21 protein-coding genes are annotated in these 20,640 nt (G+C 39.6%); 12 read left to right on the top strand and 9 right to left on the bottom strand.

All coding sequences use genetic code 11. The annotated features are described in order from the left end of the window. Positions 1 to 23 precede the first annotated feature (23 nt). The 3 genes from AC0T5Z_RS09505 (at position 24) to AC0T5Z_RS09495 (ending at position 2,957) form a co-directional block, all read left to right on the top strand. A complete protein-coding gene (locus AC0T5Z_RS09505) occupies positions 24 to 554 on the top strand; it encodes a YaeQ family protein (RefSeq protein ID WP_435337332.1) in 531 nt (176 codons plus the stop codon). Between the two features lie 58 nt (positions 555 to 612). Then, positions 613 to 954 (top strand): FKBP-type peptidyl-prolyl cis-trans isomerase, encoded by a 342-nt coding sequence (locus AC0T5Z_RS09500; protein ID WP_435337331.1) that lies wholly within the window; start codon positions 613 to 615, stop codon positions 952 to 954. A gap of 161 nt (positions 955 to 1,115) precedes the next feature. Beyond that, positions 1,116 to 2,957 carry a sensor domain-containing diguanylate cyclase gene (locus AC0T5Z_RS09495; protein ID WP_435337330.1) on the top strand — a complete coding sequence of 614 codons (1,842 nt, stop codon included), beginning with the start codon at positions 1,116 to 1,118 and terminating at the stop codon, positions 2,955 to 2,957. Positions 2,958 to 2,981: 24 nt separating this feature from the next. Here the strand turns inward: AC0T5Z_RS09495 and AC0T5Z_RS09490 are convergent, their stop codons facing one another. Beyond that, the gene (locus AC0T5Z_RS09490) at positions 2,982 to 3,302 is read right to left on the bottom strand and encodes a thioredoxin family protein (protein WP_004977299.1); all 321 of its coding nucleotides are present in this window, start codon (positions 3,300 to 3,302) and stop codon (positions 2,982 to 2,984) included. Between the two features lie 152 nt (positions 3,303 to 3,454). Here AC0T5Z_RS09490 and AC0T5Z_RS09485 point away from each other — a divergent pair, with 152 nt between their 5' ends. From AC0T5Z_RS09485 to AC0T5Z_RS09475, 3 genes are all read left to right on the top strand, one after another. After that, the gene (locus AC0T5Z_RS09485; protein ID WP_179994508.1) at positions 3,455 to 4,447 is read left to right on the top strand and encodes an NAD(P)H-quinone oxidoreductase; all 993 of its coding nucleotides are present in this window, start codon (positions 3,455 to 3,457) and stop codon (positions 4,445 to 4,447) included. A 304-nt stretch (positions 4,448 to 4,751) separates the two neighbouring features. Beyond that, entirely contained in the window at positions 4,752 to 4,931 is a 180-nt protein-coding gene (locus AC0T5Z_RS09480; RefSeq protein WP_096901477.1) for a hypothetical protein, read from the top strand. A gap of 313 nt (positions 4,932 to 5,244) precedes the next feature. Next, positions 5,245 to 5,751 carry a hypothetical protein gene (locus AC0T5Z_RS09475; RefSeq protein WP_004977287.1) on the top strand — a complete coding sequence of 169 codons (507 nt, stop codon included), beginning with the start codon at positions 5,245 to 5,247 and terminating at the stop codon, positions 5,749 to 5,751. Positions 5,752 to 5,883: 132 nt separating this feature from the next. Here AC0T5Z_RS09475 and paeA read toward each other — a convergent pair whose 3' ends face one another. Both paeA and AC0T5Z_RS09465 read right to left on the bottom strand, forming a co-directional pair. Further along, complete coding sequence (gene paeA / locus AC0T5Z_RS09470; RefSeq protein ID WP_096901479.1) at positions 5,884 to 7,212, bottom strand: polyamine export protein PaeA; 1,329 nt, start codon at positions 7,210 to 7,212, stop codon at positions 5,884 to 5,886. Between the two features lie 137 nt (positions 7,213 to 7,349). After that, a complete protein-coding gene (locus tag AC0T5Z_RS09465) occupies positions 7,350 to 8,339 on the bottom strand; it encodes a LysR family transcriptional regulator (protein WP_004977282.1) in 990 nt (329 codons plus the stop codon). A 645-nt stretch (positions 8,340 to 8,984) separates the two neighbouring features. On the opposite strand from AC0T5Z_RS09465, the gene AC0T5Z_RS09460 reads away from it, so the two are divergent. Next, entirely contained in the window at positions 8,985 to 10,586 is a 1,602-nt protein-coding gene (locus AC0T5Z_RS09460) for an isocitrate lyase (protein ID WP_435337329.1), read from the top strand. Positions 10,587 to 10,725: 139 nt separating this feature from the next. Here AC0T5Z_RS09460 and AC0T5Z_RS09455 read toward each other — a convergent pair whose 3' ends face one another. Beyond that, positions 10,726 to 11,556, bottom strand: coding sequence for a copper resistance protein NlpE N-terminal domain-containing protein (locus tag AC0T5Z_RS09455; protein ID WP_435337328.1), 831 nt, complete (start codon positions 11,554 to 11,556; stop codon positions 10,726 to 10,728). Between the two features lie 433 nt (positions 11,557 to 11,989). On the opposite strand from AC0T5Z_RS09455, the gene AC0T5Z_RS09450 reads away from it, so the two are divergent. Beyond that, positions 11,990 to 12,538 carry a 1-acyl-sn-glycerol-3-phosphate acyltransferase gene (locus tag AC0T5Z_RS09450; RefSeq protein WP_291340449.1) on the top strand — a complete coding sequence of 183 codons (549 nt, stop codon included), beginning with the start codon at positions 11,990 to 11,992 and terminating at the stop codon, positions 12,536 to 12,538. A gap of 56 nt (positions 12,539 to 12,594) precedes the next feature. Here the strand turns inward: AC0T5Z_RS09450 and ykgO are convergent, their stop codons facing one another. The 3 genes from ykgO to mrdA form a co-directional block, all read right to left on the bottom strand. Beyond that, the gene (gene ykgO, locus AC0T5Z_RS09445) at positions 12,595 to 12,717 is read right to left on the bottom strand and encodes a type B 50S ribosomal protein L36 (RefSeq protein ID WP_435337327.1); all 123 of its coding nucleotides are present in this window, start codon (positions 12,715 to 12,717) and stop codon (positions 12,595 to 12,597) included. Positions 12,718 to 12,820: 103 nt separating this feature from the next. After that, positions 12,821 to 13,378, bottom strand: a complete 558-nt coding sequence (gene rsmD, locus AC0T5Z_RS09440) for a 16S rRNA (guanine(966)-N(2))-methyltransferase RsmD (RefSeq protein WP_435337326.1) — start codon at positions 13,376 to 13,378, stop codon at positions 12,821 to 12,823. A 3-nt stretch (positions 13,379 to 13,381) separates the two neighbouring features. Further along, positions 13,382 to 15,472, bottom strand: a complete 2,091-nt coding sequence (mrdA, locus tag AC0T5Z_RS09435) for a penicillin-binding protein 2 (RefSeq protein ID WP_435337325.1) — start codon at positions 15,470 to 15,472, stop codon at positions 13,382 to 13,384. Positions 15,473 to 15,724: 252 nt separating this feature from the next. On the opposite strand from mrdA, the gene AC0T5Z_RS09430 reads away from it, so the two are divergent. The 4 genes from AC0T5Z_RS09430 (at position 15,725) to AC0T5Z_RS09415 (ending at position 18,689) form a co-directional block, all read left to right on the top strand. After that, positions 15,725 to 16,243 carry a hypothetical protein gene (locus AC0T5Z_RS09430; protein ID WP_435337324.1) on the top strand — a complete coding sequence of 173 codons (519 nt, stop codon included), beginning with the start codon at positions 15,725 to 15,727 and terminating at the stop codon, positions 16,241 to 16,243. Between the two features lie 63 nt (positions 16,244 to 16,306). Beyond that, entirely contained in the window at positions 16,307 to 17,623 is a 1,317-nt protein-coding gene (locus tag AC0T5Z_RS09425) for a DUF445 domain-containing protein (RefSeq protein ID WP_435337323.1), read from the top strand. Positions 17,624 to 17,703: 80 nt separating this feature from the next. Further along, a complete protein-coding gene (gene adk, locus AC0T5Z_RS09420) occupies positions 17,704 to 18,363 on the top strand; it encodes an adenylate kinase (protein WP_435337322.1) in 660 nt (219 codons plus the stop codon). A gap of 134 nt (positions 18,364 to 18,497) precedes the next feature. After that, the gene (locus tag AC0T5Z_RS09415) at positions 18,498 to 18,689 is read left to right on the top strand and encodes a hypothetical protein (RefSeq protein ID WP_435337321.1); all 192 of its coding nucleotides are present in this window, start codon (positions 18,498 to 18,500) and stop codon (positions 18,687 to 18,689) included. Between the two features lie 123 nt (positions 18,690 to 18,812). Here the strand turns inward: AC0T5Z_RS09415 and nth are convergent, their stop codons facing one another. Together nth and AC0T5Z_RS09405 are read right to left on the bottom strand one after the other, a co-directional pair. Next, complete coding sequence (gene nth, locus AC0T5Z_RS09410) at positions 18,813 to 19,502, bottom strand: endonuclease III (RefSeq protein ID WP_435337342.1); 690 nt, start codon at positions 19,500 to 19,502, stop codon at positions 18,813 to 18,815. 92 nt (positions 19,503 to 19,594) lie between these two features. After that, entirely contained in the window at positions 19,595 to 20,389 is a 795-nt protein-coding gene (locus AC0T5Z_RS09405) for an RnfABCDGE type electron transport complex subunit B (RefSeq protein WP_435337320.1), read from the bottom strand. Positions 20,390 to 20,640: the final 251 nt, after the last annotated feature.

Here is a 20,640-nt window from a genome sequence, read left to right as displayed (position 1 = left end):
GAACATGGTTTTAGGAATAGACAATGGCGCTGAAAGCGACAATTTATAAGGCAGATTTGAACATTGCCAATATGGATGTGCATCAATATGGTGACTATCAACTCACCATGGCATTGCATCCTTCTGAAACTATTGAGCGTTTGATGGTTCGTATTTTGGCATTCGCACGTTATGCAGATGAAGCTTTGGAATTCACCAAAGATTTGTTTGAAACTGATGAGCCTGCCTTGTGGGAAAAAGACTTAACAGGGCAGTTAATCAAATGGATTGAAGTTGGTTGCCCAGATGAAGATAAAGTCAAAAAAGCCAGTTCGCGCTGTAAGCAAGTTGCGATTATTGCTTATGGTTCATCGGTAGATGAATGGTACAAACGTAACAGTAAAATCAAAACTTTAAATAATGTTGAAGTGTGGCAACTATCGCCAGCGAGTACCGAAGCCGTTCAAGCTTTATGCGAACGTACCATGCAATTGCAGTTGAATGTAATGGATGGCGAATGGACATTGATTGGCGATCAGGCACAGGCTCAGATTGAGTGGACACTGTTGCAATAACACTTGCACGAGCTGGAAATTATCTTAAACATCGAAGTGTAAATATTTGGAGATGAACATGAGTGCAGAATTAGAAATTATTGATTTGGTGATGGGTGAGGGGAAAGAAGCGGTTAAAGGCGCTTTAATTACTACGCATTACACAGGCTGGTTGGAAGATGGCACCAAGTTTGATTCATCCTTAGACCGTGGTAACTATTTTGAAACCGTGATTGGTACAGGTCGTGTCATTAAAGGCTGGGATCAAGGCATCATGGGGATGAAAGTGGGTGGTAAACGCAAACTGATCGTACCTGCGCATTTGGCTTATGGTGAGCGCAAAATGGGCAATATCATTCCTGCCAATTCGAATTTAATTTTTGAAATTGAATTGTATGATGTGAAAACACGCGATCAATAAACACCTTTCAACTTAGCCAAACCGCTAGAATTTAAGTCATTCATCCGATGCCAGTAAGGTCTAGCATAAATGACTTAATTTTTTACTTCAAATTTAGTGCAAGAACGATTAGATTAAAAAACAAGCACAATAGGACTTTTGCATTTTTGAATTTCACTCGGATGTGGCACAAGTGTGCATTACTCTTCTTAATTTTACTGTGCAGTGTACTCACACCACCGTGTGTGTTGGCGCAGTATGAGTCTGCACCTGAATCTTACTATCTACATCAACAACTGCTCAATTCTGTTCAATTTACTGAAGATCAATCGAGTATTTTGACTGGGCGATGGTTGTTTTATCCGCAACAATTGATTCAAGAACCCAGTGCGGTACTGGCATCGAATACCGTTGAATTGCCTGCTTCATTTGAAGATTTAATGGGCAATGCCAATACTTACGGCACTTTTATTGGGCACTTTCAAATTCCAAAAGAATTTCTAGGCAGACGTATTGCGATTTGGATTCCCAACCAATATGGCGCCTATCGGGTATTTTTAAATGGCGATCCACTGGTGCGTGTTGGCACAGTCGGTGCAGATGCGAGTAGTCACCAAACCGAAAATGCCCCACGAATTGCATATTTTGTTCCTGAAAGTGAATATTTTACCCTGACCATTCAAGCGTCTAGCTTTCAGAGCTTGCAAGGTGGTTTAAAAAATCCAATGAAAATTGGTTTAAGTCGCACCATCAATCAACAGTATCAGCGTTTGATGATGAGTATTGCCATGATTTGTGGGGCAGTACTTGGTATTGGTTTGTTTACCTTGATGTTTTCGGCATTTAGTCTTGCAAATGGTGGAAAGACTAAGCGTATTTTTATTTTCGGGATTTTTATTGTTTTTCTGGCATTACACAATTTATTTTCTGCACCCTATGCCTATACCACTTTCCTGAATTTAAGTTGGTCTTGGGGAATAAGACTCGAATATTTATTTAGTTTTTTAGCGATTTTATTTTTCCTGAGTTATATGTTTTTGCTCAGTTCGCGCTATTTGCATCGTTGGGTATATAGCGCGGCAATGCTGTTATTGAGCTTTAATATTGGGGTGACGCTGTGGGCAGAACCCACTATTTTTCAGCAGTTGGCATTTTATAGTTCTTTTTTCTTTGTGCTGATTTTGGCAAATTTTGCTTATGGATTTTATCAAACCCTGCACTCAGGAGAGCATTATTCTAGAATCAATTTTTGGGCAGTAATTATTCTGTGTGGCACATTTATTCATGATTTTTTATTAATGCTGAATTTGGTCAATTCCATTCATTTATCTTTTATTTCGACCAGTGTTTATGCATTGCTCATCATGTTTCAGCAGGCACGAAATTATGCCTACCATAACTTACGCATTGAACGCTTGAACCAAAAACTGATTCATTTAAACAGCTCGTTAGATTTAAAAGTGCAGGAACGCACTGAACAACTCAGTCTTTTGAATGAAAAACTGGAAATACAGATTAAAACCGATGCATTAACAGGGGCATATAATCGCCGTGCATTAAATGAAGAAATTCAGCGTTTGTATTTTGAAACCTTGCAAAATAAGCGACATATTTTGGTCTTTGCGATGCTCGATGTCGATTATTTTAAAAAATACAATGATCATTATGGGCACTTAAAAGGCGATCAAATTCTGCAAAACCTAGTTAAAGTTTTACAAGATACTTTGCCTAAAAATGCGTTTGTGGCACGTTATGGGGGTGAAGAATTTGCCATTTTACTGCACGATATTCCGCAACCTGCGATTGCACCACTCATGCAAAAGGTCTTGCAGGCTGTGCGTGATGCAGCTTTTGAGCATGTAGCACGAGAAGACCATAAACAATATGTGACTTTAAGTATCGGTGTAGCGTGGATGACTCGCGCACAAGCGTATACGCACGTGGATGATTTTATGAAAGCTGCAGATGCGCATTTGTATCAAGCCAAACATGCAGGACGCGATCAGGTAGTAATTCAAACTTAATATGTTGACGCTACTCTACATGGCTTAAAGATAGCTCTGAATTTTTTGTTGAAGTTGTACGACAGAAACATTGCCCGACAGTCGTTCAACAATTTGCCCATCTTTAAAAATCAGAGTGGTCGGTAAACCAAAGACTTGATAACGCAAAGTTAAAATTGGAGATTGATCGACATTCACTTTGCCAAACTTTACCGAAGCATCAAAAAGTTGGGCAAGCTGCTCAAAAAATGGTGCATTTTGAACACAAGGCGTACACCACGTCGCATAAAAACGAATCACCGCAACGCCTGTTTCATATTCAAACTCACGGTAATTATTTTCGTTGTATTCCACAATTTCTGACATCACATACTCTTTAATCATAAATAAAAATTTAATCACGCATGAAACACCACGGCATGAGAATTATACCTAAGTTAATCTGGGTTTTAATGCTTTGCTGTTTTATGTTCAAATAGTCAGAATTCATATCAGCATCAAACAATCAGGGATTTGCCATGACACAAAACACAATGCAGCAGATTATTATTACAGAACCAGGTGGCCCAGAAAAATTAGCCTATGAAACGGTTGCAATACCTGAGCCACAAGCCAATGAGGTTTTGGTCAAAGTACATGCTTTTGGTTTGAATCGTCCTGATATTTTACAGCGTCAGGGTCTGTATCCTATGCCTAAAGGCGTGACGCCAGTGCCAGGTTTAGAAGTAGCAGGTGAAGTAGTTGCTGTGGGTGCAGATGTTAGCCAATTTAAAGTTGGTGATGCAGTGTGTGGCTTAACCAATGGTGGTGGTTATGCAGAATATTGTGTTGTACCAGAAAGCCAGACTTTGACAATTCCAACAGGTGTCAGTTTTGTACAAGCCGCTGCGATACCTGAAACATTTTTTACTGTGTGGGCCAATGTATTCCAAATGGGTAAAGCCAAAGCAGGTGAAACGGCGCTGATTCATGGTGGAACCAGTGGTATTGGTACAACTGCTTTAATGCTGTGCAATGCCTTAGGTTTAAAAACCTTTGCAACCGTAGGTTCAGATGAAAAAGTACAGGCAATTTCACACCTCACCACAGCAATTAATTACAAGACACAAGATTTTGAACAAGTGATTAACGAAGTGACAGACAATGCTGGGGTTGATGTCATTTTAGATATTGTTGGTGCGCCGTATTTGGAACGTAATTTAAATTTATTACGTCGTGATGGTCGCTTGGTGTATATCGCATTCTTGGGTGGTGCAAAAGCCAAAGAAGTGAAACTTGGTCAAATTATGATGAAGCGTCTTACCATTACTGGTTCGACTATGCGCGCCCGCAATACTGCAGAAAAAGCTGAAATTACCAAAGGCTTGCAAGAGATTGTTTGGCCATTGTTAGCAAAAGGCGAATGTCTGCCAATGATTTATAAAACTTTCCAGTTTGATCAAATTCAACAAGCACATGCCGAAATGGATACAGGTGAGCATGTGGGCAAAGTAGTGGTGGAAGTGATTTAAAGACTCAAAATTTAAAATCAGCCCGCATAAAAAACTGACCGAGTGTCAGTTTTTTTATGCATATTTTTATAGAAGATTTTAACAAAGATTTTTTGAATCTTTTTTAGCAATTATTTTAATCATAATTACATAAATATTCCTTTAAACTACAATTTAACACAATAAAATTTTTCCAAATAGTCAAATATTAAGGAGGTGTAGGACACACCCTGTCAATAATAGAGCTTATCTTTATATTCATTGAATTCATTCTCAAGATAACAAAACGGTTCATGTAAAATAATTTGATAGAGAGAGCAGGCTTATGAAAATTTTATCTGCATATACGCCAAAACACAGTCTACGTGCATTAAAACGGTTACACAAAAATATTGTTCGTCAGCAAATCAATGTTCGGAACTTAAATAAAATGTATCATGCGATGCTACATTTAGAACGCTATATTGACCGCCTCGATCATGATAAACGCGAAAACTTGTATTAAGTGTAAAGAGCAACCTGTTAATTATTTTTTACTAAAAAGTACAAGTGAGTTGAAAAGTTAAACCTGTTATTTATTGGATTATTCATTTGAAATAACGGGTTTTAAATAGACGGTAAAATTCAGGAGAAAAACTAAGGGAACAATAAGAAATTTAAAATAAACAAGGATGATCAAAGCTGAAAGATCAATTTTAAACTGCTGCACTGTAATAGGTGCAGCACTGCCTTGTGTGAACAATTGCTTCGGAATGTGTCGAGCTTTTAGCTAAATTGTGCGAAAATAGCGTTTTGCTATTTTTGTCCAAGGGCAGTACATGATTGACCAATCTCCTGAATCATTAAGTGATATCGAAATACTCGACATTTTGCAGTCTATGAAAAGTGATGAGCTAGACACAGAGGCAAAAGAAATTATCCGTAATGGTGGGAAAGCAGGTCGTCAGGAAGCGCATAAAGCAGCGTTGGTGGCACTGAATCAATCATTTGAAAGCAAATTTGTAGAAGCGGTGAGTTTGGCTTTGCAGTTAAATGAAGCGCAAATGAAAAAAATTCGTTATAAAAAAGACCGTGTGCGTATTTTAAAAGCACGTGGGATTGATTATTTAGCCATTGATGGCACAGAAACTGCACAAGTATTGGCTCAGGTTGCACAAGCGATTGTGCGTGAAGATGCTGTGGTAACGCATGATTTGCACAATATTTTCCCTTTCTGGAAAGAAGGTTGGCCAATGGTGCAATTCGACAATGTCTATAAAATTTTAGCTGAAGATATTGCGATTCATTATCAAGCAGTATTGGATGAGTTGATCAGTAAGTATTAAGTAAATACTCAGCTAAATTTCAGAAGTATCAGTTCAGATTTAAAAAAGCACCACTTCATTTTGATGTGGTGCTTTTTTGTGAATGCGAGAAAATGTAGATGCAATCAGGCTGAACGAATACAAGGAATCTCACTATCCATCTGCTTCAGTGTTGTTTTGTATTTCCTGCGTTTCTACAATTCGTGTCACTAAAAGTTGGTCAATTTTAAAATGATCGACGTCGACCACTTCAAATTTATAACCATCAAAAAGTACAGAGTCGGCAGGACGCGGGATTTTACGTAGCTTATACATCATAAAACCTGCAATGGTTTCATAATTTTCATCATCTGGCATTTCATCAATTTGCAGCGCGTGTTTAATGTCTTCAATTGGTGTACTGCCATCAATCAGCCAAGAATTGTTATCACGTTTAATGATTTGCTGATCTTCTTCAATAGGTGTTACCCAATCGCCCATCACAGTAATCATAATATCAGACAGGGTAATTACGCCCACAACCAACGCATATTCATTAATGACTACGGCAAATTTTTCTTTGGTAGAGCGGAAACGGTCTAAGACTTCAGACAGCGTGAGTGTATCTGGAATGGTTAATACATTACGGATGGTGCTTTCATTTAGTTGTAGTAAAGATTGATTATTGAGGATTCTGACCAAAATATCTTTGGCATCAACATAGCCAATAACATCATCAATATTTTCGCTACAGACCAAAAATTTGGAATAAGGATATTCTGCAAGTTTTTGACGAATACTGGCTTCAGATTCCTTTAGGGTAAAAAACACCACATTTTCACGTGTAGTCATACTCGAAGGCACGTTACGTTCTTCAAGTTCAAACACGTTTTCAATAAAGTGATGTTCCTGCTTTTGTAAAACACCTGCTTGAGCGCCTGCATCCATGACTGCAGAAATATCATCAAATGTAATATTATCTTCGCGCGTGGTATTTACTTTAAATAAACGGAACAGCACGTTGGCAATCGCATTAATCATCCATGCCAAAGGCTTGCATATCCGAATAAAAATTTGAATCGGATTAATCACCGATACCGCAATTTTTTCAGGTGCGATCATTGCCAAACGCTTAGGCATTAGGTCGGCAAATAAAATAAACAGCGAAGTCACTAAGGTAAATGACAAGGCAAAACTAAGTGTTTCAGTCCATGGTCCTTGATAGAAGCGCACAACTAAGTTGTAAAAATAAGGACGGAATGCGCCTTCACCTAAAATACCACCTAAAATGGCAACTGCGTTTAAGCCAATTTGTGAGGCAGCAAAAAAATCAGCTGAGTTTTCTTGTAGGTCTAAAACTTTTTGGGCACGTTCATCGCCTGATTCGGCTAGAATTTTCAGTTTAACTTTACGTGCACCAGCCAACGCAATTTCAGTCAGCGATAAAAAACCAGCTCCGACAATGAGGATGAGGATAATAACAATATTCTGGAAGAGGCTCACGAATCCACCTGTGGATTATATTATTTTAAATATAACAATTTGAATCTTTATTAAATCATGATTAAACAATGAGGAATATCGAAATATTCCTCATCTGAGTATAAGCGTTTGTGCCAATAAGTTCAGTGAATTTTTAATTAATAGGCTGAAAATTGAGAGTTATTCAGTAAAAACTCACGGTTTTCTTCTTCAATCATTTGGCGCGCTACATATAAAATCAATTGGCGTAACCAACGGTGTGCAGGGTGATGATGTAACAACGGACACCATGCCATCTTTAATTCAAATTCTGGAATATAAAATGGTGGGTCTTTAATCAGTAAGCTTTGGCTTTTGGCTTGTAAGCGCGCAATACGTGTAGGTAAGGTTGCGACTAAATCTACATTAGACGCGAGTAGTGCAGGCATTTGATAATGACGGGTAAACACCGAAATTTTACGTTTTTGTCCAATACGCTCTAAAGCTTGATCAATCCAACCCAGTCCCGCTTGTTTCTCTGGATTCACACCAAAACCAACGCCCATACCTGTTTTAGAAACCCAAATATGTTGTGCATCTAAGTAGCTTTTTAAATTCAGGTTATTGGCAGCAGGGTGTTTGTGATTGAGCAGGCAAGAAAAACTATCACGCCAAACTAACACTTGATGGAAACTTTGTGGAATTTCATTAAAACGGTTAATCGCTAAATCGACTTTACCTTGCTCCATGTCACGGTAAGACACATCACTCGGCGTTAAAAAGTCCAATACCACATTAGGTGCTTCAGAGCGTAAAGCTTTAACCAAGCGTGGTACTAATGTGGCTTCTGCATAATCGGAAGTCATAATCCGAAAGACACGATTTGAAGTATAAGGACGGAACTCGGTACGAGGTTCCAAAATCATTGAAAGGTCAGATAAGGCATCACGGATACGCGGTTGTAATTCAAGGGCACGTTCAGTTGGTGTCATGCCTTCAGAAGAACGAATCAGCAGGGGATCATTAAATAAATTGCGCAAACGACGTAAAATGTTACTCATTGCAGGTTGGGTAACGCCCAATTGTTCCGCAGCACGGGTTACATTTTTTTCACGAAGTAAGACGTCAAGATAAATTAATAGATTAAGATCAACCCGCTCCAGATTCATAAAATAAATACCGAAAATAAAATCACTAAATTATTGGAATTATGCCATAAGCCGTAAGGCTTGTGTATAAATTAAGATGAAAAAATCGACGAGATAAGCAGTCAAAAATCTGAATAAAAACAGCCAGCCCATCCTTATTTTAAAAAGAAATGTAGCTTGCCTAGTACTGCTTCTGTGCTTTTTAATTTTAAATGCAAAAACGCTTAAAAGCATTGGCAGAACTGATGGCAGATTCTATTTTGTATGAAACTTATGCGGTTTCATTGAGCTGAAAAGCATCAAAATTTTTCGATCAAATGGCAGAAATCGCCAATGCAAGTATTATTTTATGAAAGGCAAGACTTAAGTCTAATGCAGAAAATATCTGCACAAAAATGAATTTGTAAGCAAAGATATTTGATAAATTTTATAAAAAATACTTTTAAAAACAATGAATCATGTTTTTGATGTATTTTGGAATTAAGACTTTGATCTATACATTTTTTAAAAAAATACCGAGAATTACACTAGAATATTGGATTAATTCATTCAGTCACTCTACTCTGTGTTCATCGTAACGAAGTGCTCTAAATCTGAGCAATCAAACATAAGCGCGATTTAGCCTTCGATTGATAAATCCTAAATAATATTACAGGGTACAATATCATGACTACATACCAAACAGCGATTGATGCAATCCGCGAATTAAAAGCAAAATTCGGCAACACTTGGGCAGACATCAGTCCTGAAGATGCTGCGCGTATGCAAATGCAAAACCGTTTCAAAACTGGTTTAGACATTGCTAAATATACAGCTGCGATTATGCGTCGTGATATGGCTGCTTATGATGCAGACTCTAGCAAATACACTCAATCACTAGGCTGCTGGCACGGTTTTATCGCTCAGCAAAAAATGATTGCGAACAAAAAATACTTCGGTACAACTGAACGTCGCTATATCTACCTTTCTGGCTGGATGGTTGCTGCACTTCGTTCAGAATTCGGTCCACTTCCTGACCAATCTATGCACGAAAAAACTTCTGTTCCTGCATTGATCGAAGAAATCTACACATTCTTACGTCAAGCTGACGCGAAAGAATTAAACGACTTGTTCCGTGCACTTAAAAAAGCACAAGAAGCGGGCGACACTGCTAAAGCAGCTGAAATCACTTCACAAATCGACAACTTCCAAACTCACGTTGTGCCAATTATTGCGGACATCGACGCTGGTTTCGGTAACGAAGAAGCGACTTACTTACTTGCTAAGAAAATGATCGAAGCGGGTGCTTGTGCACTACAAATCGAAAACCAGGTGTCTGACGCGAAACAATGTGGTCACCAAGCTGGTAAAGTAACAGTTCCACATGAAGACTTCATCGCGAAAATCCACGCTCTTCGCTATGCATTCCTTGAAATGGGTCTTGACGACGGTATCATCGTTGCACGTACTGACTCTGAAGGCGCTGACTTAACTCAAAAAATCCCAGTAGTTAAAGAGCCAGGCGACATCGCTTCTCAATACATCAGCTACTTAGACACTCAAGAAATTGACATCTCTGAAGCGAAAGAAGACGAAATCTTAATCAAGCGTGATGGTAAATTACACCGTCCTAAGCGTTTAGCTTCTGGCTTGTACCAGTTCCGTGAAGGCACTCAAATTGACCGCGTTGTACTTGACTGTGTAACTAGCTTACAAAACGGTGCTGACCTTCTTTGGATCGAAACTGCGACTCCAAACGTAGCTGAAATCGCTCACATGGTTAACCGTGTTAAAGAAGTTGTTCCAAATGCGAAACTTGTTTACAACAACTCTCCATCGTTCAACTGGACTTTAAACTTCCGTCAACAAGCTTACGACCGTTGGGTTGCTGAAGGAAAAGACGTTTCTGCATACGACCGCGCTAAGTTAATGAGCGCTGAGTACGACAACACTGAATTGGCTGCTGAAGCTGACGAAAAAGTACGTACATTCCAAGCAGACGCTTCTCGTGAAGCAGGCGTGTTCCACCACTTGATCACACTTCCGACTTACCACACAGCTGCGCTTTCAACTCATGAGCTTGCAGAAGGTTACTTCGGTTCTGAAGGTATGTTGGCTTATGTTGCTGGCGTACAACGTAAAGAAATTCGCGGTGGTATCGCTTGTGTGAAACACCAAGCAATGGCTGGTTCTGACATCGGTGACGACCACAAAGAAATCTTCGCTGGTGACAACGCGCTTAAAGCGGGTGACGATGCGAAAAACACAATGAACCAATTCAATGCTTAATTGCTTGATGGTTTAAAAAAACCCTGCTTAAGCAGGGTTTTTTTATGGCGATAAAAAATAATCAAAGAATGCTTAAACACTTTTAAGACACATCTTTAAAGAGAGGTTTCTTTATTTATGAATAGTCAGCAGTTTAAACTTATTTAATTTTGATCACATCTGCCTGTACAGAAGTAGGGTAATGGAAAGACACCTTAATCCATTGTTTTTGTTGTGTGGGAATAGGCTTTAAAAATTGTGGATCGACTACAGCAGCGTATTCCTGATACTGCCGATCGACCAAAATTAAATCACTGGCATGTAATTGTAATGTATGCTCGGATTGATTGTGGATTGCCAGAAAATAATCATGTGCTATCACAGGGTGGTTTAATTCTTTGATTTCAACATCTTGCACGTATTCTGCCTGAATATCAACATGCTTCAGCGCATTACTGACTTGCATACTTTCTACTGGTTGTAAGAAAACCTGGGTTTCAGTTTTCTGCTGATTTTTTATATTTTTTTGCTTGTATAAACTGAATTTAAGACCGTGAGGTGTAAGCTGAATACGCGCGTAGGCTTCCCCATTTTCTGTGTTGAGCAACCATTCATTAATGGTATTTTGCGATGGATGTTGGGTCTGTTTTTCTCGCTGTCTGTTGTCCTGAGCAGCTTGAATCGTGCCTGTCACTAGGTTTTCACGATGGCGCTGTTTCCAGCGTTTAATGTCATTGAGTTGAAAGGTTTGATCATCATTCAGGCGTAAGTGAATCACATGTTGTTCACAGTGGTTACAAGGTAATAAGGCTTTAAAGTTACCGGTAGCTTGTCTTGACCATGAAATTGTTGAGTTTTGAGTTTCAGTTTTGGTCGCGACTGGGGGTTCGTAAGATAAATTAGATTGATATTCCTTACTTTGCTCGGTTGGCCCGCAAGCTGCTAAATATAAGCTAAGTGTACTGAGTGCAATCGCATAACGATTCAGCATAAATGTTCTGAACTTTAAACTTGTCTTGCTGCCACCTTAAACTTTCACTTTGTATATGACTAGCCAATTCGGCTCATTTTTTAAGGAAAATTTGTAGCAAATCATAACAAGTTCGGTGTTTTTAAGTTTTAAATTTTACTTCAAGGATTACATCGAATGATCCGTAGAAATAAAACAAAGTGTGTGTAAATTAATATATTTATTATTTTAAAATTGCTTAAATATGGTAATGAATAGGTGTAAACACAGCACGATTTAGCTTGGAATGAGAAAATTAAGATCAATGCAGGAAATTTTTATACATTTATAAATTATTTGTTTATTTATTCATCGTTTTAGAGTTTTATATTTGATGATGCTTGCTAAAATTCGCACTCTTTATTTGGGGTATGTGGTTGTGTTTGAGAAGTTAGCTGAGCGAAGCTTAAATTTAATGGGTTGGGAAGTCGACAATCATTGTCCGTTGGAATTAGACCAATACGTGATGATTGCTGCACCACATACCAGTAATTGGGATGCATTATATGCACGCTTAGGGCTTAAAGCTTTAGGTGTTAATGTTCGGCTGACCATTAAAGACAGCTACATGAAATTACCGTTTGGGCCATTTGTCCGTGCGATGGGCGGTATTGGTATTGACCGCCGTCCGAAAGCATCAGGTGAAGCAAGACCAAGCATGGTTCAGCTCATGACGGACTTATTTAAAACCCATCCTAAATTAGTGATGTTAGTGACACCTGAAGCTACTCGTGCGCGTCAAGAGCAATGGAAAACTGGTTTTTATCATGTTGCGTTAAATGCAGGTGTTCCAATTGCTTTGGCGTATATGGACTATGAAAAAAAGAAAACAGGTGTGGGAAAAATTGTGTATCCAACTGGTGATTTTGAAAAAGATATGGCTGAAATCATGGCATTTTATGCACACGTTCAAGCAAAATTTCCCGAAAGCTTTAGTGTCGATACACGTTACTATTCAGAGTAATCAGAATAATTAAGCGATTTTAGGGTAATAATCTATGAAAACCAAAAGACAGGAGATTAGCCCTGTCTTGCTTTAAAACGTGGATTGGATTTGCTAATCACAAATAATTTGCCACGACGTTTCACAATTTGACAATCAGCACGACATTTTGCACTTTTTAAAGATGAACGAACTTTCATAAAGATAAACACCTTAAATGTAATGTTATAATATAACATTATTTGCTAATTGTTGAAAAGTGTCAAAAACAGAAAGTTACAACATCTCTTTTAAGAAAAAAATTTAAACAGTGATCTTTTGATACAAGCCTGCACGTACAGTGCCCGCTTTGCTCTCTTTAATTTTTTGCCATGTATGCGGTAATTTTAACAGGTTTAAATCACGATCTGCTTCAACATAAATCAGACCTTGTGCTGCAATATGTGGATCAGCCAACGCTGCCAACTCTTCCCATAAATCTAAACTGTAGGGTGGGTCTAAAAATACCAAATCAAACTGATCTTTCAGTGTTGCCAAGGCATGCTGTGCGGTAGAAATTTTTAATTGTGCTGTGCTTTTATTGACGCGTAATAATTCTAAATTTTGCTGTAAAAACTGCGCTTGTGTACGGTTTGGCTCAATCATGACCACGTGTGCCGCACCGCGGGACAGGGCTTCAAAAGCTAATGCGCCCGAACCTGAACAGAGGTCTAACACTTTGGCGTTTTGCACATCCCACATTAACCAGTTAAATAAGGTTTCGCGGACTCGGTCAGGTGTAGGGCGTAATCCCTCAATTGAAGCAAAAGCCAACTGGCGACGTTTCCATTCTCCACCAATAATGCGTAGTTGATTTTTCATGACTTAGTCGCTCTCAATTGGGCTGGCTGGAACAATTGCTGCGGGTGCAGCTGCAGGTGAATGGGTTGTCGTTGAACTTGGAGCTGTTTGTTCATGATTCAGGTTTGGCGTAGGGTTGTGGGGCGCAATATTTGGATTATTGGAGCTATTGGTATTTGGAGCAGTAGATGACGGGACTTCACCACTTGGTAGCTCACTTGGTTTTAAGCCTGCAGTCATTAAGCCACCACTCACTTGAGCAGCAGATGGACGAATTGGCTTTTTATTTTTATTGAGTAACCAATAATCTAAAATTGGACGCGCCAAGGCTGTTGCGGCAGAACCACCACGACCATTTTCAAGAATAATTGCAATGGCAATTTCAGGGTTTTCGGCAGGGGCAAAGCCGACAAACAAGCCGTGGTCAAGTTGACGATCTGTTAGCAACGCTTCATTATATCGTTTGCCCTGTGCAATACTTTTAACCTGTGCTGTACCCGTTTTACCTGCAATCGAATATTGCAATCCGCCTTTAATCCCTTTACCTGTACCTGATTGAATCACATCAACCATGGCATTGCGCATTTTAATCCAGTCTTCTTCAGTACCATTAAAGTTAATTTTACCATTGGTGCCATTGTGAACCTTGAAGGGTTTTGCACCACGGCTTTCACGCAGTACGTGTGGTGTAACTTTTAAGCCTTTGTTGGCAGTAATGGCTGTTGCCATCGCCAATTGCAATGGGGTAGAGGTGAAGGCACCTTGTCCAATGCTGACTGAAATTGTTTCACCTTTCATCCATTTGGCATTACGAGTACGCATTTTCCAATCTGGGTTTGGGTAGAGCCCTGTGCTTTCATTTGGTAAATCGACTCCAGTTTTTTCACTAAAACCAAATTGACGCATCCAGTCGTTCATTTTTTCAATGCCCATACGATAGGACAATACATAGAAATAGGTATCGCACGACACGATTTGGGCTTTGTGCATATCGACAATGCCGTGCCCAGTTTTTTTATGATCACGGAAACGGTGGCTGTCACCCGGTAAAGTAAAATATCCATAATCCTGAATGGCAGTTTTCCAATCGACATAGCCATAATGAATACCGCCTAAACCAAACATCGGCTTAATGGTAGAACCAGGTGGATAAACACCTTGTACCGCACGGTTATAGAGCGGCTGATCTAAATTATCGCGTAGAGCTGAGTAGTCGGTATGACTAATGCCTGTGACAAATAAGTTAGGGTTAAAGCTAGGACTAGATACCAAAGCTAAAATTTCACCTGTACGTGGGTCGAGCGCCACAATTGCACCACGACGTTCTGCCAATTGTTCAGAGGCAACCACTTGCAAGCCGTAATCCAGTGATAAAAACAAATCATTGCCACGTAAAGGGTCTTTACGTCCTAAATTACGTAGCACATTACCATGCGCATCGGCTTCTACAGATTCGTTGCCAGGTACGCCATGTAGTAAGTGCTCATACGATTTTTCCACTCCAATTTTACCAATCAGATTAGTGCCTGCATAAGCATCTTTGTCAATTTCTTTCAGTTCTTTGTCGTTAATACGTCCGACATAACCAATCACATGCGCAAATAATTCACCGTGTGGATAATAACGAGTCATCTGAGTTTCAATATTGACCCCAGGGAACTGAAATTTGACTTCACTAAAACGCGCAATATCTGATTCATTTAAATTCAGTTTGATCGATACACGTTCGGTTTTACGTGAAGTTTTAATCCGACTTTTAAAGCGTTCAATATCTTCTTCTGTCAGTTGTAAAACAGGCGTCAGTCGCGCAATGGTGTCATCAATATCTTCAACATCTGCTCGGCTTAAGGTGGCAGAGAATACAGGGTAGTTATCGGCCAATAACACGCCATTGCGGTCATAAATATAACCACGTGCAGGCGCGAGTGGTTGTAATCGAATACGGTTTTTATCTGATGCAGTTGAAAATTCATCGTAGCCACTAATTTGTAAATAAGCATAACGTGCCACCAAAAGCAGCAAGAAAAAAACCACAACACCCACCGAAAAAAAGATGCGATTGCGAAAAATACGCTTCTCTTGCTGAGCATTTTTTAACGGATAGTGTTGTTTCATACAAAAATTGGCTTAACTAAAGTGATGAAGAAAGAGTTTGGACTATTCTAGCTTATCTAGTGGCAATTTTGAGTAGCCATGTTTGACTGAATTGCCCGATTTAACCGAGAAGGTGGGCGCAATCTTAATTTTTGACTTTAGCGACATCAAAATTCTAATTTGCTGTATATAAGAATTTTCACAATTCTGCTAGAGTCAAAACACGAAAAAGGACTGTTTTTAAAATTAAAACAAATGGACATGGTGACAATAATGACAAAAGTCTATTCTTTAGTGGCATTACTTGCCTTTTCAAATTTTAGCTTTGCTGGGAACACTACTTTTTTACCTGAAGCAAAAATTAGCGCAGATAGCGCAAAAACCTGGAATGTAGGCGCGGGTATTACCCAAAAATTACTGCATTTGAATGGTGAATGGGTCAATCCTTATGGTATTGCCTATGTAAAAGCGGGTGCATTTTTAAATGGTGACCATGAAGTCGGTGGGCAAACGGGTTTTCGTTACCCATACCACCTCACAGGTAAAGACAAAAATGGTTATTATATTGGTGCTTACGCAGGACATCTAGAATCTAAGTGGGTGGATGGTGAAGAAAAAGCACGTTTAGGTGCAGGAATTGATTTGGCTTATGTATTGCTCAGCCCTGAACGTATCAGTAGCTTTAGTGTTGGTATTGGTGCAGGTGAAAAATTGGAAGATCGACAAGGGCGAGTGATTGAGGAAACTGAGCCTAGAATACAATTTTCCTATACGCTCAGTATGGGTTTGTAGTCAGAATAGTGACTTTTAACTACTTTAGAATCTTGTAATTAGAACTAAATATGGAAAAAATGCATGCTTGAGTACGTCAATCAGTTGTGGCAAACTTTTTTGAATCGTCCAGATTTTTGGGCCGTGCTCAGTATTATTCCTGTGACTGCTTTTGTGACCTGGGCGCATGTATGGATGGCGCTAAAAATGGTGTTCTATCCAATCAACTTTTGGGGTTTTCACCTTGGGCCTATTCCTGTGGGATGGCAGGGGATTGTGCCGCGTAAAGCAGGGCGTATTTCAGGCATCATTACCGATAACACCTTGTCAAAACTGGGCTCGTTGCGTGAGTTTCTTAACGCCATGGACCCAGAAGACATGGCGCGTATTATTGGTGACCAAGTGGGTTTTGAACTTGAACACTTAATTGATGAGGTCATGTTAGACCGTAATGCAGTGCTTTGGGAAAACCTACCCTATTCGATTAAACGCCGTATTTACGCACAGGCGCATAAACAATTGCCAGGTGTGCTGCGTGAATTGGTGACTGAACTGACCTTGAATGTTGAATCCTTAGTGGATATGCGTGAAATGGTGGTTAGCCAAATGGAAGGTGACCGTCGCTTAATGGTGCGTATGTTCCTCAAAGTCGGTCAAAAAGAAATTAATTTTATTTGGCATATCAGTGCATTAATTGGGATGTTCTTTGGTATTTTCCAGATGATTGTTTGGTTTCTGGTGCCATGGCACTGGACGGTCCCATTTTGGGCGGCAATTTGGGGTTTCTTGACCAACTGGATTGCCATTTGGATGGTATTCAACCCTGTCGAACCGCATTACGTGAAATATCCGCAGTTCTTTAAATTGACTGAAAATCGCAAATTTCCATGGATTAAGCCAGTGATTCCACGCATTGGGACTTATAATATTCAGGGTGCGTTCATGAAACGCCAAGAAGAAGTCTCCGATGTGTTTGCAAAGGTAGTCACAGAAGATCTGATTACGTTAAAATCCATTATGACTGAAATGATGTATGGCAGTAAAAAAGACAAAACCCGCCGTATTGTCAAACGCCACATTAATCAAATTATGGAAACACCATTGGTTCGTACCTCTTTACAGTTGTCTTTGGGGCCAAAAGAGTATGCCAAACTCAAGACTGACTTGATTGATCGTTCGATTGAAATTACGATGGTGCCTGTATGCGACCCTGCCTTTAATGCGAGCCGTGCACAGAAAATTTTTCAAATGTTCAGAGATCGTATTCGTGAACTGACGCCAAAAGAATTTCAGAATCTCTTGCGTCCTGCCTTTCAGGAAGATGAGTGGATTTTAATTGTCTTGGGTGGCGTAACTGGTTTTATTGCTGGTGTAATACATTTGTTTGTCGCTTTCTTATAAGAGGATGCTGGCTGCGTAGAGGGCGATGGTGCTGATATGCAACGAGTGTCAAATACATTGTTAAAATGAGGATGTTTTTTATGCGCATTATCTTACTCGGACCACCTGGAGCAGGTAAAGGTACACAAGCTCAGTTGATCTGTAAGCGCTACAATATCCCACAAATTTCAACCGGTGATATGCTCCGTGCTGCAATTCGTGAAGGTACTGAATTAGGTCTACAAGCTAAAAGCGTCATGGATAGTGGCGGTTTGGTATCTGATGAACTTATCATTGGCTTAGTGAAAGAGCGTATTGCGCAGCCAGATTGCGTGAATGGTTGTATTTTTGATGGTTTCCCTCGCACTATTCCACAAGCTGAAGCTTTGGAAAGCGAAGGCATTAATATCGACCACGTAATTGAAATTGATGTTGCTGACGAAGAAATCGTACAGCGATTGTCAGGTCGTCGTCAGCACCCTGCGACTGGTCGTATTTATCACCTTGTTTACAATCCTCCAAAAGTGGAAGGTAAAGATGATGAAACTGGAGAAGATTTGGTTCAACGTCCAGATGACCAAGAAGAAACTATCCGTAAGCGTTTAAAAGCGTATCACTCAGAAACTGAGCAATTGGTTGGCTTCTATCAGAGTCGTGCTGCTTCTGGCGAAAATGCACCAAGCTACAACAAATTGAATGGTCTTCGTCCAATTGAAGAAGTTCAAGCAGATTTGTTTGCTATTTTAGATCAAGCAAAATAAGCCTAGGTTTTAGTTTTAGATTAAGTCTGTTTAAATGAAAATAAAACCGTTTAAACAGGCTGCTTGTTTTGACTTTAAAAGAGCGCTGATTCATATTAGGGCTCTTTTTATATGTTTCAATTCGGGAGAGTGCTTTGCAACACGCTGCTGTTATCATCATGTTATTGGCAAGTATTGCTGTTTTAGGCTTTCTTGTTTTTTTGAGCTATAAGTTATTGCGCAACACACAAGCTCAAAATTCGGCTGAAAAAAAATCAGGCAAACACTATCAATTGCATCCGAAACTCAAACAACAAGGTCAGTCTGAAGATTCTCAGGATAAATAAATCATCTCTGCATAATCTTGTGTATAGATTGCAAAGTTCTCCACACTATTTTAGATGATCCGGATTGCGTTGATGATCTATCTTGTCTTCAATAAGTTTGATCACTAAAGTTTACTGAAGTGTTTACTTAGGGATGGAGTCGTGATGAATTTCATGCAGCTTAATATGGCGGTGTGCACCAAATTCAAAGCGATCTGGCCAGTTACACACATCTGACACTACACATTCACCACATTTAGGTTTACGCGCAATACAGCAATAACGGCCATGCAAAATCAGCCAGTGATGCGAGTCAATTAAAAATTCTTTAGGAATAACTTTAATTAAACGCTGTTCTACTTCTAAAACATTTTTACCCACAGCCAAACCTGTGCGGTTACCTAAGCGGAAAATATGCGTATCTACCGCCATAGTGGGCTGTCCAAATGCTGTATTTAGCACCACATTGGCAGTTTTACGTCCCACGCCAGGCAGGGCTTCTAAATCGGCACGATTATCAGGCACAATACTGCCATGTTTTTCGATGAGAATTTTGCAGGTTTTAATCACATTTTCTGCTTTAGAATTATACAGCCCGATTGTTTTAATATATTCCTTTAAGCCTTCTACACCTAAGGCATAAATCGCTTCGGGAGTATTAGCAACAGGAAACAATTTGTCAGTGGCTTTATTGACGCTGACATCGGTAGATTGTGCAGATAAGGTCACCGCAATCAGTAATTCAAAAGGGTTGGAAAAATTAAGTTCGGTTGTTGGATTTGGGCGTTGTTCACGCAAGCGTTCAAAAAAAGTCTGAATTTGTTTTTTGGTCATATTTTTAGACGAATTTTCTTTCGGCTTTGTTCTTTTGGTGGCTGTTTTTTTAACCGCTTTATTGGTTAGACGTGCATTTCTTTCGGGCATGTTCATGCTCCTAATTCACCTAACTGTTGTTGTAAATCGGCAAGCAACTGCCGTTTTTTCTCATCTTCACGCACACTGAGTTGTTTTTCGAGTTTTTTAATTTGCGTGCGTAATTTTGCCAGTTCGATGGTGGTTTGTGCGTCGGCAGTGGAAATCTGTTCATTTGTTTGCACTGGCAACTCAATTACAGGAACAGCAGCATCGGTTTGTGCTGAGAATTGTGCAAACAGCTCAGTATCAATTTCTGCACGTACTACGGGGCCTTTACGGTGCAGGCGACGTTGTTCTTCACGTTGAATGTGGGCGTAATAACGCTGGCGTAAATCATTCTGTTCTGCCACACGCGCGCTTTCAGTAAGCAAAGGTTGTGTATCTTCCACCAAGTCAATGCAATCGACAGGACAAGGTGGAATACACAATTCACAACCTGTACATAAATCAGTCAAAACGCTGTGCATGAGTTTGCCTGAGCCTAAAATAGCATCGACAGGGCAGGCATTAATACATTTGGTACAGCCAATGCACTCATCTTCTCGAATAAGTGCTTTCATACGCTGTGGGCGTCCATCGGCCTGCACAGGCCAAACACTGGCTTCTGCGGTCAATAAAGGCCGTTGGAGTAAGTTTGCCAGTGCATCTGCAACAGGTTGTCCACCAGGTACACATTTATTGGCCGCTTCGCCTTCTGTAATCGCTTTGGCATAGGGTAAACAGCCATCACGGTGACCACATAAGCCACATTGAGTTTGAGGAAGGAGCGCATCAATATTTTGAATCAGAGCAATTTGCGAATTCATGGACAAACCAATGCCACTTTAACAGCAGCAGAAAAACGGAAGATAAATCTTGGGGAAAACTCTAGGTAGATGATTTTAGCACGATTTTTGCATTTAGGCTTGTGCGCAAATTAAGAACAACAATTGCAATTTTTTTGGGCAAAAATGCTCAAAACTATGAATTAATTTGTTACATAAACTTATGGGCTTAACACGCTAAAAAATAAGTTAAATTTATGAAAATAAATATGTTTTAAAGTTTTTTGAAAAAA

The organism is Acinetobacter pengchengensis, assembly GCF_982235305.1.
This window is presented reverse-complemented; position numbering and strand designations above follow the sequence as displayed.

Excerpts from the sequence above, each read along its gene's own strand:
- mrdA (WP_435337325.1), bottom strand. The coding sequence starts at position 15,472 with ATGAAACAACACTATCCGTTAAAAAATGCTCAGCAAGAGAAGCGTATT.
- AC0T5Z_RS09460 (WP_435337329.1), top strand. The coding sequence starts at position 8,985 with ATGACTACATACCAAACAGCGATTGATGCAATCCGCGAATTAAAAGCA.
- AC0T5Z_RS09490 (WP_004977299.1), bottom strand. The coding sequence starts at position 3,302 with ATGTCAGAAATTGTGGAATACAACGAAAATAATTACCGTGAGTTTGAA.
- AC0T5Z_RS09505 (WP_435337332.1), top strand. The coding sequence starts at position 24 with ATGGCGCTGAAAGCGACAATTTATAAGGCAGATTTGAACATTGCCAAT.
- AC0T5Z_RS09485 (WP_179994508.1), top strand. The coding sequence starts at position 3,455 with ATGACACAAAACACAATGCAGCAGATTATTATTACAGAACCAGGTGGC.
- AC0T5Z_RS09475 (WP_004977287.1), top strand. The coding sequence starts at position 5,245 with ATGATTGACCAATCTCCTGAATCATTAAGTGATATCGAAATACTCGAC.
- AC0T5Z_RS09425 (WP_435337323.1), top strand. The coding sequence starts at position 16,307 with ATGCTTGAGTACGTCAATCAGTTGTGGCAAACTTTTTTGAATCGTCCA.
- AC0T5Z_RS09500 (WP_435337331.1), top strand. The coding sequence starts at position 613 with ATGAGTGCAGAATTAGAAATTATTGATTTGGTGATGGGTGAGGGGAAA.
- ykgO (WP_435337327.1), bottom strand. The coding sequence starts at position 12,717 with ATGAAAGTTCGTTCATCTTTAAAAAGTGCAAAATGTCGTGCTGATTGT.
- rsmD (WP_435337326.1), bottom strand. The coding sequence starts at position 13,378 with ATGAAAAATCAACTACGCATTATTGGTGGAGAATGGAAACGTCGCCAG.
- AC0T5Z_RS09430 (WP_435337324.1), top strand. The coding sequence starts at position 15,725 with ATGACAAAAGTCTATTCTTTAGTGGCATTACTTGCCTTTTCAAATTTT.
- AC0T5Z_RS09480 (WP_096901477.1), top strand. The coding sequence starts at position 4,752 with ATGAAAATTTTATCTGCATATACGCCAAAACACAGTCTACGTGCATTA.
- AC0T5Z_RS09405 (WP_435337320.1), bottom strand. The coding sequence starts at position 20,389 with ATGAATTCGCAAATTGCTCTGATTCAAAATATTGATGCGCTCCTTCCT.
- AC0T5Z_RS09450 (WP_291340449.1), top strand. The coding sequence starts at position 11,990 with ATGGGTTGGGAAGTCGACAATCATTGTCCGTTGGAATTAGACCAATAC.
- AC0T5Z_RS09455 (WP_435337328.1), bottom strand. The coding sequence starts at position 11,556 with ATGCTGAATCGTTATGCGATTGCACTCAGTACACTTAGCTTATATTTA.
- AC0T5Z_RS09465 (WP_004977282.1), bottom strand. The coding sequence starts at position 8,339 with ATGAATCTGGAGCGGGTTGATCTTAATCTATTAATTTATCTTGACGTC.
- adk (WP_435337322.1), top strand. The coding sequence starts at position 17,704 with ATGCGCATTATCTTACTCGGACCACCTGGAGCAGGTAAAGGTACACAA.
- AC0T5Z_RS09495 (WP_435337330.1), top strand. The coding sequence starts at position 1,116 with ATGTGGCACAAGTGTGCATTACTCTTCTTAATTTTACTGTGCAGTGTA.
- nth (WP_435337342.1), bottom strand. The coding sequence starts at position 19,502 with ATGACCAAAAAACAAATTCAGACTTTTTTTGAACGCTTGCGTGAACAA.